Source organism: Aeromonas sp. MaB10011B, from assembly GCF_017939325.1.
GTDB lineage: Bacteria > Pseudomonadota > Gammaproteobacteria > Enterobacterales > Aeromonadaceae > Aeromonas > Aeromonas caviae.
On sequence record NZ_JAGKRK010000040.1, the window covers coordinates 12,594 to 26,880 of the forward strand.

Annotated in this window: 14 protein-coding genes; 6 read left to right on the forward strand and 8 right to left on the reverse strand. The window is 59.3% G+C overall.

Going from position 1 to position 14,287, the window contains the following annotated elements; genetic code table 11:
- Positions 1–29 precede the first annotated feature (29 nt).
- Positions 30–344: a quaternary ammonium compound efflux SMR transporter SugE gene (gene sugE, locus J9893_RS11525; RefSeq protein ID WP_210600476.1), complete on the reverse strand. Its 315-nt coding sequence runs from the start codon at positions 342–344 to the stop codon at positions 30–32.
- 340 nt (positions 345–684) lie between these two features.
- Between sugE and asd the strand changes: the two genes are divergently transcribed.
- Positions 685–1,797, forward strand: a complete 1,113-nt coding sequence (gene asd / locus J9893_RS11530; RefSeq protein ID WP_210600478.1) for an aspartate-semialdehyde dehydrogenase — start codon at positions 685–687, stop codon at positions 1,795–1,797.
- 117 nt (positions 1,798–1,914) lie between these two features.
- On the opposite strand, the gene cspD is transcribed toward asd, so the two are convergent.
- Positions 1,915–2,133: a cold shock-like protein CspD gene (gene cspD / locus J9893_RS11535; protein WP_010674510.1), complete on the reverse strand. Its 219-nt coding sequence runs from the start codon at positions 2,131–2,133 to the stop codon at positions 1,915–1,917.
- A gap of 228 nt (positions 2,134–2,361) precedes the next feature.
- Between cspD and clpS the strand changes: the two genes are divergently transcribed.
- Positions 2,362–2,679, forward strand: a complete 318-nt coding sequence (gene clpS / locus J9893_RS11540; RefSeq protein WP_005325410.1) for an ATP-dependent Clp protease adapter ClpS — start codon at positions 2,362–2,364, stop codon at positions 2,677–2,679.
- A 60-nt stretch (positions 2,680–2,739) separates the two neighbouring features.
- Positions 2,740–4,992, forward strand: a complete 2,253-nt coding sequence (gene clpA, locus J9893_RS11545; RefSeq protein WP_210600480.1) for an ATP-dependent Clp protease ATP-binding subunit ClpA — start codon at positions 2,740–2,742, stop codon at positions 4,990–4,992.
- Positions 4,993–5,061: 69 nt separating this feature from the next.
- Here clpA and infA read toward each other — a convergent pair whose 3' ends face one another.
- The 3 genes from infA to aat form a co-directional block, all read right to left on the reverse strand.
- Positions 5,062–5,280, reverse strand: coding sequence for a translation initiation factor IF-1 (gene infA, locus J9893_RS11550; RefSeq protein ID WP_005300033.1), 219 nt, complete (start codon positions 5,278–5,280; stop codon positions 5,062–5,064).
- Between the two features lie 68 nt (positions 5,281–5,348).
- Positions 5,349–6,065 carry an arginyltransferase gene (locus J9893_RS11555; protein WP_010674512.1) on the reverse strand — a complete coding sequence of 239 codons (717 nt, stop codon included), beginning with the start codon at positions 6,063–6,065 and terminating at the stop codon, positions 5,349–5,351.
- Positions 6,062–6,769 (reverse strand): leucyl/phenylalanyl-tRNA--protein transferase, encoded by a 708-nt coding sequence (aat, locus tag J9893_RS11560; RefSeq protein WP_029314435.1) that lies wholly within the window; start codon positions 6,767–6,769, stop codon positions 6,062–6,064. Before aat ends, J9893_RS11555 begins: the two co-directional genes overlap by 4 nt.
- Before the next feature lie 17 nt (positions 6,770–6,786).
- Between aat and J9893_RS11565 the strand changes: the two genes are divergently transcribed.
- Positions 6,787–7,257 carry a glycine zipper 2TM domain-containing protein gene (locus J9893_RS11565; protein WP_010674514.1) on the forward strand — a complete coding sequence of 157 codons (471 nt, stop codon included), beginning with the start codon at positions 6,787–6,789 and terminating at the stop codon, positions 7,255–7,257.
- Between the two features lie 83 nt (positions 7,258–7,340).
- Here the strand turns inward: J9893_RS11565 and J9893_RS11570 are convergent, their stop codons facing one another.
- The 3 genes from J9893_RS11570 to ald form a co-directional block, all read right to left on the reverse strand.
- Positions 7,341–8,582: a diguanylate cyclase gene (locus J9893_RS11570; RefSeq protein ID WP_052815246.1), complete on the reverse strand. Its 1,242-nt coding sequence runs from the start codon at positions 8,580–8,582 to the stop codon at positions 7,341–7,343.
- 58 nt (positions 8,583–8,640) lie between these two features.
- Positions 8,641–9,591, reverse strand: coding sequence for a thioredoxin-disulfide reductase (gene trxB, locus J9893_RS11575; RefSeq protein ID WP_104452880.1), 951 nt, complete (start codon positions 9,589–9,591; stop codon positions 8,641–8,643).
- A 183-nt stretch (positions 9,592–9,774) separates the two neighbouring features.
- Positions 9,775–10,890, reverse strand: coding sequence for an alanine dehydrogenase (gene ald, locus J9893_RS11580; RefSeq protein WP_010674517.1), 1,116 nt, complete (start codon positions 10,888–10,890; stop codon positions 9,775–9,777).
- A 150-nt stretch (positions 10,891–11,040) separates the two neighbouring features.
- Between ald and lrp the strand changes: the two genes are divergently transcribed.
- Together lrp and J9893_RS11590 are read left to right on the forward strand one after the other, a co-directional pair.
- Positions 11,041–11,532 carry a leucine-responsive transcriptional regulator Lrp gene (gene lrp, locus J9893_RS11585; RefSeq protein WP_005300047.1) on the forward strand — a complete coding sequence of 164 codons (492 nt, stop codon included), beginning with the start codon at positions 11,041–11,043 and terminating at the stop codon, positions 11,530–11,532.
- 189 nt (positions 11,533–11,721) lie between these two features.
- Positions 11,722–14,226 carry a DNA translocase FtsK 4TM domain-containing protein gene (locus tag J9893_RS11590; RefSeq protein WP_041211364.1) on the forward strand — a complete coding sequence of 835 codons (2,505 nt, stop codon included), beginning with the start codon at positions 11,722–11,724 and terminating at the stop codon, positions 14,224–14,226.
- Positions 14,227–14,287 lie beyond the last annotated feature (61 nt).

Genomic DNA, 14,287 nt, shown 5'->3' on the forward strand with positions numbered 1-14,287 from the left:
GGTCGTGGGCCGGCCACTCAGGGGTGTGACTAACCTATTACTTTCAACCCCAGAATGCCGCCGATGATCAGCAGCAGGCAGAGCACCCGGGCCAGGGTGGCCGGCTCGTTGAACAGCCAGATCCCCATCAGCACGGTGCCGACCGCACCGATACCGGTCCAGACCGCGTAGGCGGTGCCAAGGGGCAGCTGTTTGACCGCCATGGCGAGCAGCAGCACGCTCACGGCCATGGCGATCAGGGTCAGCAGGGTGGGGAGGGGACGGCTGAAACCGTCGGTGTACTTGAGGCCGATGGCCCAGGCGACCTCGAATAGGCCGGCCAACAGCAGGAGCAACCACGACATAAGGCAGATTCCGCAGGAAGCAGGGTCGTCCCTGCGTATCAGGAGGCCTCGGGGCCGTCCCCGAGGGGCAGCGGGGCTGCCGGTCGGTCTCAATGATGCCCCAACTGGAGGCAGGATGCCAATCGGCTGCCCGCAGGTCGGCCAGGCCGACGGATATTGCAGCGAATGGCACAGAATATTGCGCAATTCGACTTGCGCCCGCCGTCACAATCCGTAATGTGGACAGACGCATTTTTTGCAACTCATATATTGTGAATCCCTTGTAAACGGCTGGCGCCAAGGCAGGGGGTCACGGGTACCACACACGATTTCTATAAGCAGCTATCCAGGGTAGGACATTATGAAAAAAGTAGGTTTGGTCGGTTGGCGTGGCATGGTGGGTTCGGTCCTGATGAGCCGGATGCAGGAAGAGAAGGATTTCGCCCATATTCAACCCACCTTCTTCACCACCTCCCAGGCCGGTGAGGCCGCACCCAACTTCGGCGTCGATGCCGGCACCCTGCAGGATGCCTTCGACATCGAGGCGCTGGCCGCACAGGAGATCATCATCACCGCCCAGGGCGGCGATTACACCAAAGATGTCTATCCGCGCCTGAAAGCCGCCGGGTGGCAAGGCTACTGGATTGATGCGGCCTCCTCCCTGCGTATGGAGAAGGACGCGGTCATCATCCTGGATCCGGTCAACGGTGACGTTATCGAGCGGGCACTGAATGACGGCATCAAAACCTTCGTCGGCGGCAACTGCACCGTCAGCCTGATGTTGCTGGCTCTGGGCGGCCTGTTCAAGGCCGATCTGGTGGAGTGGGTGAGCGTGGCCACCTATCAGGCCGCGTCCGGTGGCGGTGCGCGCCACATGCGCGAGCTGGTCACCCAAATGGGCATGCTGCGCGATGAAGTGGCGGTGGAGCTGGCGGATCCCGCCTCCGCCATTCTCGACATCGAGCGCAAGATCACCGAGAAGACCCGCTCCGGCACCCTGCCGGTAGACAACTTCGGCGTGCCCCTGGCCGGTGGCCTGATCCCCTGGATCGACACCAAGCTCGACAACGGCCAGAGCCGTGAAGAGTGGAAGGGTCAGGCGGAGACCAACAAGATCCTTGGGCTAGAAAGCGCCGCCATTCCGGTGGATGGTCTGTGTGTGCGCATCGGTGCCCTGCGCTGCCACAGCCAGGCCTTCACCATCAAGCTGAAAAAAGACGTGCCGCTCCCCGAAATCGAGGCCCTGCTGGCTGCCCACAATGACTGGGTGAAAGTGATCCCCAACGATCGCGACATTACCGCCCGCGAGCTGACCCCGGCGGCCGTCACCGGCACCCTCAGCATCCCGGTGGGTCGTCTGCGCAAGCTCAACATGGGTCCGGAGTACCTGGCCGCCTTCACCGTGGGCGATCAGCTGTTGTGGGGCGCTGCCGAGCCGCTGCGCCGCATGCTCAACATCCTGCTGGCCCGCTGAGCGCATATTGCGAAAGAACAGGGAAGGTCTGGCCTTCCCTGTTCTGCGGTGTAGCAAACCCAATAAAAAAACGGCATCCCTGCAGGATGCCGTTTTTTAATTTATCCAGTCTGACTCTTAGATGTTCTGTGCTTCGTTTGGCACGATGACAGAGGCATGATTTCCTTTCGGCCCCTGTTGCAGTTCAAAATTGACTGCCTGACCTGCTTTCAAGGTCTTGTAACCTTCCATTTGAATCGTGGAGTAGTGAGCGAAGATATCTTCACCACCGCCTTCCGGACAGATAAACCCAAATCCTTTTGCGTTGTTGAACCACTTGACTGTTCCGGTTGCCATACATCTACATCCTTTTATTGATTACCCTGAAGTCGTTGAGTAACCTGCGCCGGCCTTATATAACTAGGGCATGACCCCATAGCAGACGGGCGCCGATTAGCAAGTAACCAATCTAGTCCAACTTTTAAGCGAGTCAAGAAGTTGTTAACAACCGATGTGATCTGGTTAACAAGTCTATTGACAATCGAGAACGAGACGGTAGTAATCTAGAGGTACCAAAGCGCAATTATGAGCAAGCAGAAAGAACTCTTTGCTAATGAAGAGATTGCAGAAGCAGAGAAAACGAAGCTGCAACCGCCACCCATGTACAAGGTCGTCCTGAACAACGACGACTACACACCGATGGAGTTCGTGGTGGAGGTGCTGCAAAGGTTCTTTGGTATGGATCTGGAGAAGGCCACTCAGGTGATGCTGAGCGTGCATTATAGTGGTAAGGGAGTCTGCGGCACATTCACCGCCGAGATTGCCGAAACCAAGGTGGTCCAGGTCAACACCTATTCACGTAACAACGAACATCCACTGCTATGTACCATGGAAAAGGCTTGAAGCTGATGACTTGATGGCGATAACGACACCGCATTGTTGCTGTACTGAGGGGAGGTGCCTATGTTGAACAAAGATCTAGAAAAGACGCTGAACGAGGCTTTCAAGCTGGCCCGTGACGAGCGCCACGAATTCATGACCGTCGAGCACCTGTTGTTAGCCCTGTTGGATAACAGCTCAGCCCATGAGGCGCTGAGTTCGTGTGGTGCGGATGTGGAGCAGATGCGCAAGGAGATCCGCGCATTCATCGATCAAACAACCCCGCTGATCCCCCGTGATGACGAAGACAGAGAGACCCAGCCGACCCTTGGTTTCCAGCGCGTGCTGCAACGCGCCGTGTTCCATGTCCAGTCGTCGGGCAATACCGAGGTCAGCGGTGCCAACGTCCTGGTCGCCATCTTCAGCGAACAAGAGTCCCAGGCCGCCTATTTCCTGAAAAAAGCCGAAATAAGCCGCCTGGATGTGGTGAACTTCCTGTCCCACGGGGTGCGCAAGGACAACAAGCCCGAGAGTGGTGGCAACAATGCGGAATCTGATGACGAGGTATCCTCTGCCCAGATAGAAAGCTTTGCCACCAACCTCAACCAGCTGGTGCTGGAGGGGCGTATCGATCCGCTCATCGGCCGTGATCAGGAGCTCAATCGCACCATTCAGGTATTGTGCCGCCGCCGCAAGAACAACCCCTTGCTGGTCGGGGAAGCCGGTGTGGGCAAGACCGCCATCGCCGAAGGGCTTGCCTACCGTATCGTCAAGGGGGATGTGCCCGAGGTGATTGCGGGTAGCACCATCTACTCCCTGGACATGGGCTCCCTGCTGGCGGGCACCAAGTATCGTGGTGACTTTGAGAAGCGCCTCAAGGTGCTGCTCAAGCAGATTGAACGTCAGGAGGGGGCCATCCTCTTCATCGACGAGATCCACACCATCATTGGCGCTGGTGCTGCTTCCGGTGGCCAGCTGGATGCGGCCAACCTCATCAAGCCGCTGCTCTCCAATGGTTTGCTGCGCTGCGTGGGCTCCACCACCTACCAGGAATATGCCCAGATCTTCGAGAAGGACAGGGCTCTGGCTCGTCGCTTCCAGAAGATCGACATCGTCGAGCCCACAGTAGACGACACCACTCGCATTCTGATGGGACTCAAGAGCCGTTATGAGTCTCACCATGGCGTGCGTTATACCGTCAAGGCGATCCGGGCGGCGGTGGAGCTCTCCGCCAAGTACATCAATGATCGCCATCTGCCTGACAAGGCCATCGACGTCATCGACGAAGCGGGGGCAGGGCAACGCCTCTTGCCCGTCAGCAAGCGCAAGAAGGTGATCAATGTGCCGGAAATCGAAGCCATTGTTGCCAAGATTGCCCGTATTCCCGAGAAATCTGTCTCCTCCTCCGACAAGGAAGTGCTGAAGAACCTGGAGCGTAATCTCAAGATGGTGGTGTTCGGGCAGGACAAGGCCATCGAGGTGCTGACCGATGCCATTCGGTTGTCACGTTCAGGGCTTGGCAACGAACGTCGACCTGTGGGCTGCTTCCTGTTTGCCGGCCCGACCGGGGTGGGCAAGACCGAAGTGACCCAGCAACTGGGCAAGGCGCTCGGGGTCGAGGTATTGCGATTTGACATGTCGGAATACATGGAACGCCATACCGTGTCCCGGTTGATCGGGGCTCCTCCCGGTTACGTGGGATTCGAGCAGGGAGGGCTGTTGACCGACTCCGTCCTCAAGCATCCGCACTCCGTCGTGCTGCTTGACGAGATCGAGAAGGCGCACCCGGATGTCTTCAACCTGCTGCTGCAGGTGATGGACAACGGTACCCTGACGGACAACAACGGGCGCAAGGCAGATTTTCGCAATGTGATCCTGGTGATGACCACCAACGCAGGGGTTCAGGAGACCCAGCGCAAGTCCATCGGTTTCCAGCAGCAGGACATGAGCCACGATGCCATGGCGGTGATCAACAAGACGTTCAGTCCGGAGTTCCGCAACCGGCTCGATCACACCATCTGGTTCAACCATCTCGACATGAGAGTGATCCATCAGGTGGTCGACAAGTTCATCGTCGAGTTGCAGGTTCAGCTGGATGCCAAGGGCGTTTCACTGGAGGTGTCTGAAGAGGCGCGCCACTGGTTGGCAGAGAAAGGGTATGACAGGGCAATGGGGGCAAGACCCATGGGCCGGGTCATTCAGGAGCACCTCAAGAAGCCCCTGGCCAACGAGATCCTGTTCGGTTCCCTGGTCGATGGCGGCATCGTGAAGGTCGAGCTGGTGAACAACAGCCTCAGCTTTGATTTTCAGGTCAACGTTGAAGCTGTCTCTCACTGACTGTGAGCAAGGCCGGAAATGACAAAAAACCCCAACCGAGAGGCTGGGGTTTTTTGCTGAATTCCTGGCTTAGCGAGAGCGGAAAACAATACGTCCCTTGGAGAGATCGTACGGAGTCAGAGCCACCGTTACTTTGTCGCCAGTCAGGATACGGATGTAGTTTTTGCGCATCTTGCCGGAAATATGAGCGATAACCACGTGACCATTTTCCAGTTCCACACGGAACATGGTATTGGGCAAGGTTTCGAGAATGGTACCCTGCATCTCAATACTGTCTTCTTTAGCCATTGAATCCTCTTGATAAGCCACAACAAAAAACCGCTGGATCATGCCGGATTTAAGGCTATGTGTAAAGTTTACTCGGGCTTGGTGTCGATTTTTTTCCATTCGCCCTGTACCAGCAGCTCATGGGGCAGGTATTGGCGCTTGTAATTCATCTTGCGGCACTCCTCCACCAGATACCCCAGATAGAGCCACTGACGACCGGTACGTCTGGCCAGTTCCAACTGGCTCAGGATGGCGAAGGTGCCGAGCGACCGGTCGGCATAGTCGGGGTCGAAGAAGGTGTACATGGCGCTCAGAGAGTGGGGAAGCAGGTCCGTGGTGGCCACGCCGATGAGGCGTCCCTCCTTGCGCATCTCCAGATAGAGGGGGGGCATCCAGTCGCAGTGCAGGAACCCCTTGTATTGGGTCCGGCTCGGTGGATACATGCTGCCATCCCTATGGCGCTCACGGATATAGCGTTCATAGAGCTGGTAATACTCGGGCTTGTCGTCATAGCTCAGCACGAGTTCGAGATCTCGGTTCAACTGGCGGATGCGTTTCTGCCCACGGCTCGGGGTGAAGCGTTCACTGTGTATGCGCAAGGATTGGCAGGCGCTGCAGGCGGGGCAGTGAGGACGATAGATGTCGTTGCCACTGCGCCGGAATCCTGCCGTCAGCAGCCGTTCGTACCCGGCGGCGTTGAGCAATTCATGGTCCATCAGGACCAGCAACTGCTCCTGCTCGTGACCGAGGTAGCTGCACGGGTGCCTGGGGGTCAGCCCGACCTTGAGGATCACTTCTTCACTCATAGGCTGATTCTCCTCGGTTGCCAGCATCCCTCTTGCAACGGTTGCCGGGTCAGGGTGGCCAGGGTGGTCAGAAAGCGCTGCCTTGGCCACTCCTGGACGCCCAGCGTGGCCAGAAAGTCGTTTTGCATCTGGCAGTCGATGAGGGCACCGCCGTGCCCTGCAAAGTGGCGACAGAGGGCCACCATGGCCAGTTTGGCGCCATTGTCGATGCGGCTGAACATGGATTCACCACAAAAGAGTCGACCCAGGGAGAGACCATAGAGGCCTGCCTGCAACTGATCATCCTGCCAGATCTCGATGGAGTGGGCATGACCGAGGCGATGAAGGCGCCGATAGGCGTCGATCATGGGGGCACTTATCCAGGTGCCGCTGGCGGTGCGACGGGGGGCGGCGCAGGCTGCAATGACGTCATCAAAGGCGCGATTGATGTAAATCTCGAAGGGGGTGCGGCGCAAACACTTCTGCAGGCTGCGGCCGATGTGGAGTTCCTCGGGCACGATGACTCCCCTGGGATCCGGTGACCACCACAGCAGTGGCTGATGGGGTTCATTCCACGGAAAGATCCCGCTGTGGTAAGCTGCCAGCAACCGAGTGGGGGAGAGATCTCCCCCAATCGCGAGCAGCCCGTTGGGCTCTTCCAGCGCATGGCTGGGGGAGGGAAACCAGCACAGCTCATCATCCAGTTCGGTAAGATAGCGAGACATAAGGCAGAGGTTCATAGATGAAGGCCATTATCCTGATAGTATCCAGCTTGCTTGGCTTTGTCACGGCACCGGCCTGGAGTGCGGTGTATGAACGCAACACGGCGCGTCCGGTGGAGCAGGTGGTCTTCGGCCAGGTGGATGCGGTGCGCAACATCACCCAGCGCCAGATGGTGGAATCAGAGCATTCCGGCTGGAAAACTCTGGGAGGGGCCGTGCTTGGCGGGCTGCTCGGCAACCAGTTTGGCGGTGGGCACGGGCGGGAGATTGCCACTGCGGTCGGGGCACTGGCGGGAGCGGCGGCGGTGCAGCAGTTTCAGTCAGGGGGCAGCGTGGTGGAGAACAAGCTGGTGGAGCTGCTGATCCGCAACGAGCAGAATGGGCTCATCAACGTGATCCAGGATTACGATCCGGCCATGGTCTTTGCGCAGGGCGACAAGGTACGCATCCTCTATTTCAACGATGGAGTGCGGGTCGACAAGACCTATTGAACGGTGAAGAAGGGATTGACCCGGCGGCCGCCACACAAGGGGCGCCGGGCGGTACTACACGGAGTGTCTCTGCTGATGCTTGCTCAGACGTCCTGACAGACTATCTTGTCTCGCCCGGTATTCTTTGCCTGATACAACTGGCGATCTGCCTCGCTCAGCGCCTCGTCCATGGAGAGCCGCCCGACATTGATGACGCCGAAACTGGCGCGTACAAAGAGCGATATCTCCCGCGACAGCGGTTGCTGGCGCATTTGCAGACGAAGCCCTTCCAGTCGCTTGAGCAGCACGGGAACGGGGCAGTGGGGCACCATCAGGGCAAATTCTTCACCACCGAATCGGGCTATCATGGCATCCGGGAAGAACTGGGTGAGCAGCCTGGCCAGATGACAGAGCAGCTGATCGCCGATGGCATGCCCCCAGTGATCATTGACCTGCTTGAAGTGATCCACATCGAGCACGCACAGGGAGAGCTGCGCCTGATGGCGCTGATGCTCCTCGAACCACTTTTGACCCTCGTTGAACCAGTAGCGTCTGTTGTAAAGTCCGGTCAGGTAGTCTCGGTTGGCCGATTCCTGGATGTTGTTGAACTGCTCAAGGGCCTCCAGGTTGTGGCTGACCCGGCACTGCAGCTCCTCGGGTTCAAAGGGCTGATTGAGAAAATCATTCGCCCCTTGCTTGAGGTAGCGTGCCGAGAGGCCGTGTTTGTCCGACACCGAGATGCCGATGATGGCGAGCTGCTGCTTGCTGTAGCGCTCGCGCAGCATTCGCACCAGGCTGATGCCATCGATCTCCGGCATGTAGTAGTCCACCAGCATCAGGCGAATGGCGGGGTGCTGCTCGAGCTGCGCCAGCGCATCGCGGGCTGAATTGGCCTCGTGCACCTGCAACAACTGCTTGCGCAACTGGGCCGCGGTACGGTGACGGGAGGTGCGTGAATCGTCGACCACCAAGACTTCGATGGCCTGGTTGAGGTAGAGGCGGTGCACCAGACCGACGGCATATTGCAGGGAGTGACGTGAATCCTTCATCACATAGTCCAGCACCCCGGCTTCCAGCCAGGCTTCCCGCTTCTCTTCGCTGATGTCGGCCGTCAGGATCACCACCGGCAACCCACGCTCCCTCAGCACATTGACAGCTTCTCCGCTGGGGGCGTCCGGCAGGGTGAGATCCACCAGGGCGACCACATAATCTTCCCCATGGCAATCGCGAGCCCCTTCAAGGGTATCGAAGGCGTCGATTTCCAGCCCGGTCTGCTGCGCAATGGCCTGGGTCAGCATGCGGCGTACCGTCAGGCTGTCTTCCACTATCATTATTTTTCGTTTCATCCTGCTCCTTGCAATAAAAAAGGGCATGCCAACTGGCATGCCCTTTATATCCTTCCGATTATTGTGCGTCCAGATATCGCTCTGCATCGAGGGCGGCCATGCAGCCGGTCCCTGCGGAGGTGATCGCCTGGCGGTAGACGTGATCGGCCACGTCGCCGGCGGCGAACACGCCCGGGATGCTGGTCTGGGTTGCGAACCCTTCCAGTCCGCCACGCACCTTCAGATAGCCGTTTTCCATCGCCAGCTGCCCTTCGAAGATCTGGGTGTTGGGCTGGTGACCGATGGCGATGAAGACCCCCATCAGCGGCAGCTCGGAGGTGGTGTCATCCCGGGTGCTGCGCAGGCGCACGCCGGTGACGCCCATGTCGTCACCCAGTACTTCGTCCAGGGTCTGATGGGTGTGCAGGACGATATTGCCGCTCTTGACCTTGTCGTTGAGGCGCTTGATCAGGATCTTCTCGGCGCGGAACTCGTCGCGGCGATGGATGAGGTGCACCTTCTTGGCGATGTTGGCCAGATAGAGAGCCTCTTCCACGGCGGTGTTGCCGCCACCGACCACGGCCACTTCCTGGTTGCGGTAGAAGAAGCCGTCACAGGTGGCGCAGGCGGAGACGCCGCGGCCCTTGAAGGCCTCTTCTGAGGGCAGACCCAGGTATTTGGCGGAGGCGCCGGTGGCGAGGATCAGCGCATCGCAGGTGTATTCCCCGTTGTCGCCCTTGAGGCGGAAGGGACGCTCGGTCAGCGTCACTTCATTGATGTGATCAAAGAGGATGCGGGTATCGAACTTCTCTGCATGCTCTTTCATGCGCTCCATCAGGGCCGGGCCGGTCAGCCCTTCCGCGTCCCCTGGCCAGTTTTCCACTTCGGTGGTGGTGGTCAGCTGACCACCTTGCTGCATGCCGGTGATGAGCAGGGGATTGAGGTTGGCGCGAGCGGCATAGACGGCCGCAGTGTAACCTGCCGGACCGGATCCCAGGATCAGCAGTTTGCTGTGAGTGACTTGGCTCATGATGTGATTTCCGAGACGTGATGAGTTTGCGCGATTGTAGGTAATTCGTGATCCGTGGTCAAAGGCCAGCGCATCGATTGGGGCAATCGCCAACAAGAGGGGTGAGCCGGGGATGGCAGGCATAAAAAAACCGCCCATCGCGGGCGGATTTTCACTCATCTACCTCCCTTTGCAGGGACGCGATCAGTTCAGCAGGGTCAGGGGATCCGTGTAAGCCAGATTGTGGGCCACGGCAACCTCCTTGCAGGTGATTTTGCCCGCCATCACGTTCAGGCCGTGCAACAGGTGGGGATCGGCGAGCAGAGCGTTGCGATAGCCCTGTTCGGCCAGCTTGATGATGAAGGGGAGGGTGGCGTTGTTCAGGGCCACGGTGGAGGTCCGCGCCACGGCACCCGGCATGTTGGCCACGCAGTAGTGCACCACCTCGTCGACGATGAAGGTGGGATCTTCATGGGTGGTGGCATGGGAGGTCTCGACACAGCCGCCCTGGTCGATGGCCACGTCCACGATGGCCGCACCGGGTTTCATGCGAGCAATGTGGTCACGGCTGACAAGTTTTGGCGCAGTGGCGCCAGGCACCAGCACGCCGCCGATGACCAGGTCCGCCGCCAGCAGATGGCGCTCCAGGGTCTCGCGGTTGGAGTAGACCACCTTGGCAGCCCCCTGGAACTCGCTGTCGAGACGGCGCAGGGTATCGACGTTGTTGTCGAGGATGGTGACGTCGGCACGCAGGCCGACGGCCATGCGGGCTGCGTTGGAGCCCACCACACCACCACCGATGATCACCACCTTGGCCGGTTCCACACCGGGCACACCACCGAGCAGCACGCCGCTGCCGCCACGGGATTTCTCCAGTGCCTGGGCACCGGCCTGAATAGACATGCGTCCGGCCACTTCCGACATGGGGGCCAGCAGGGGCAGACCGCCACGACCGTCTGTGACGGTTTCATAGGCGATGCAGACGGCACCACTGTCGATGAGATCCTGGGTCTGGGCCAGGTCCGGCGCCAGATGCAGATAGGTAAAGAGGGTCTGGCCAGGACGCAGCATGGCCCGTTCCACTGCCTGGGGTTCCTTGACCTTGACGATCATCTCCGCCTTGGCGAAAACTTCGGCAGCGGAGGCCAGGATCTCGGCTCCGGCAGCCAGATAATCTGCGTCACTGAACCCAATGCCATTTCCTGCGCCGCTTTGGACGAAAACAGTATGGTTTCGTGCTGTCAGTTCACGTACACTGGCCGGAACCATGCCTACGCGATATTCATGGTTTTTTATTTCCTTAGGTACACCGATAATCATGCTATCCCTCGTCTATCGATTGGTGGTTTATGTTGCCTAGATGTTAAGCGATATTTGCGCCTAGTATATTCAGGTATTGACAGGATTTGTGACCATTATTATAAAGTGACTGGTGATTCTTACCAAAAAATAGCCAAAGGATGGAATTAAATGATGGAAGCTAAGAGTCGGCTAAAGGATTTGGACAGGATTGACCGCAACATTCTGAATGAACTGCAAAAGGATGGCAGGATTTCGAACGTTGAGTTGTCCAAACGAGTTGGCCTGAGTCCCACACCGTGTCTGGAACGGGTTCGTCGCCTGGAGCGACAAGGGTATATCGAAGGATATGCCGCCATTCTGAACCCTCATTATCTGGACGCGTCTCTGCTGGTGTTCGTGGAAATTACCCTCAATCGTGGCGCCCCCGATGTGTTCGAGCAGTTCAACAAGGCTGTTCAGGTGCTCGAAGAGATCCAGGAGTGCCATCTGGTGTCCGGTGATTTCGACTATCTGCTCAAGACCCGCGTCAGCGACATGTCCGCTTACCGCCGCCTGTTGGGTGAAACCCTGCTGCGTCTGCCGGGCGTCAACGACACCCGCACCTACGTGGTGATGGAAGAGGTCAAACAGAGCAGTCGTCTGGTGATCAGCACCCGATAAGCGGGGTTGTGCTGTGACTTGCAAGTTCCATGATGAGTCACGATAGTCAGAAACGAGCGGCCGGTCCGCTCGTTTCTTCTTATAGAGAGTTTCAGGCCCGCCCTCAGGCACTGGCTGACAATCGGTGGGCTTTTCAGGGATACTAGGCCCCCTATCCCCGCATTCATGTTTTCACAAAGGAGCCGGAGTTTGGCCGATAAAAAGCTGTTTACTCCTTTATCAGGTACACAACGGATCTTCGAGGCCGTCTTGATCGCCATCACCCTGATGGCTGCCTATCTTTTGCTTGCCCTGCTGACCTACCATCCCGCCGATCCCGGCTGGTCGCAAACCTCCTGGCAAGGGGAGGTGAAGAACCTCGCGGGCAGCGCCGGTGCCTGGCTCGCCGACATCACCATGTTTACCTTCGGGGCCTTCTCCTATCTAGTGCCCCCTCTGGTGGTGCTGCTTGGCTGGAGCCTGTTCTGGCGCCCGAGCAAGCTGCTGGAAGTGGATTACCTCACCCTGTCGGTACGGATCATCGGCTTCGTGCTGACGGTGCTCGGCATGTCCGCCATCGCCAGCATGAACTTCAACGACTTGCAGAACTTTTCCGCCGGCGGCCTGGTGGGGGATGTGATCGCCTCAGCCGTGGTGCCGCTCTTTGGCGGCGTGGGGGCCAACCTGATGCTGCTCTGCTTCGTGGCGACCGGCATCACCCTCTTTACCGGCTGGTCCTGGCTCACCATAGTCGAGCGCATCGGTGCCGCCTGCACCGGCTCAGTCAGCGCCATCTACCATTTCCCCACCACTCTTGGCCGCTGGCTCACCGGTGGCTGGCGTCAGCCCCGCTATGAGGGGCCGGATCCCCTGCTGGAAGGGGGCGTGGGCAGTTTCGATCAGGAAGAGGATGACGAAGACCCCCACGGCAGCTGGACACGCAACCCCAAGGCGAAGAATCGCGCTCAAAAGACAAAAGCTGACGAATGGCTGCCGGAGCTTGACGAAGACACCTTCCAGTTCGATCCGCAGTTTGACGACGAAGAGGACGAGGCTCCGGCGCCTGCCGCCAAGGGCAAGCGCGTGGCCAATGGCCGTCCGCGTCCCGCCGTGCGCCAGGAAGAAGATGACCTCGACTTGCCCTGGGCGGAGGGGGATGATGAACCCGATGCTCCCGTTGCCGCGGCGCCGGTGAAAGCCAAGCGTCGTCCCCAGCCCGGTCTGGCCCCTTTGCCGAGCATCGATCTGCTGGACAGGCCACCCGCCAAGACCCAGATGATGAGCAAGGACGAGCTGGAGCGCATGGGCCGGCTGGTGGAGGCGAAGCTCGCCGATTACAACGTGCAGGCCAAGGTGGTGGGCGTCTATCCCGGTCCCGTCATTACCCGCTTCGAACTGGACCTGGCGCCGGGCATGAAGGCGAGCAAGATCACCAATCTTTCCCGGGATCTCGCCCGTTCTCTCTCTGCCAGCAGCGTGCGGGTGGTGGAAGTGATCCCGGGCAAGACGTTCGTCGGGATCGAGCTGCCCAACCGGGTACGCCAGACCGTCTACCTGCGGGAGACCCTGGACTGCGAGGCGTTCGCGGCCAGCCGCAATCCGCTCACCATGGGGCTGGGTCAGGACATCGCGGGGGAACCCGTGGTAGTGAACCTTGCCAAGATGCCTCACCTGCTGGTGGCCGGTACCACGGGCTCGGGCAAGTCGGTGGGGGTGAACACCATGATCATCTCCATGCTCTACAAATCCTCCCCCGAGGATCTGCGCTTCATCATGATCGACCCCAAGATGCTGGAGCTCTCGGTCTACGAAGGCATTCCGCATCTGCTGACCGAGGTGGTCACCGATATGAAGGATGCCGCCAACGCCCTGCGCTGGTGCGTAGGCGAGATGGAGCGTCGCTACAAGCTGATGTCCGCGGTCGGGGTGCGCAACCTCAAGGGGTACAACGACAAGGTGCTGGCGGCCATCGAGGCGGGAGATCCCCTGGTCGACCCCCTGTGGCGTCCGGGCGACTCCATGGATCAGATGCCGCCGGAGCTGGAAAAACTGCCCCACATCGTGGTGGTGGTGGACGAGTTCGCCGACATGATGATGATCGTCGGCAAGAAGGTGGAGGAGCTTATCGCCCGTATCGCCCAGAAGGCGCGGGCGGCCGGTATTCACCTTATCCTCGCGACCCAGCGTCCGTCGGTGGATGTCATTACCGGCCTCATCAAGGCCAACATCCCGACCCGGATCTCCTTCCAGGTGTCGAGCAAGATCGATTCGCGCACCATCCTGGACCAGGGGGGCGCCGAATCCCTGCTCGGCATGGGTGACATGCTCTACATGCCTGCCGGCACCTCCAACCCCACCCGTGTCCACGGTGCCTTCGTCGATGACCACGAAGTACACAAGGTGGTGGCGGACTGGAAACTGCGTGGCGAGCCGGATTACATCGACGAGATCCTCTCCGGCGAGTCGGACGGCGAGGGCGGCGGTGGCGACTTCGGCGGGGGCGGCGATGAAGAGCTCGATCCCCTGTTCGACGAGGCGGTGGCCTTCGTGGTGGAATCCCGCCGTGGCTCCACCTCCAGCGTCCAGCGCAAGTTCAAGATCGGTTACAACCGGGCGGCCCGTCTCATCGAGCAGATGGAAAACCAGGGCATCGTCAGCGCCCCGGGCGGGAACGGCCAGCGCGACGTGCTGGCACCGCCGCCGGTTCGTGACTAAGCCTAACTCCTGTATCATTCTGGCCATGCCCTCTGCGGGCGTGGCCTTTTATCGAGAACCT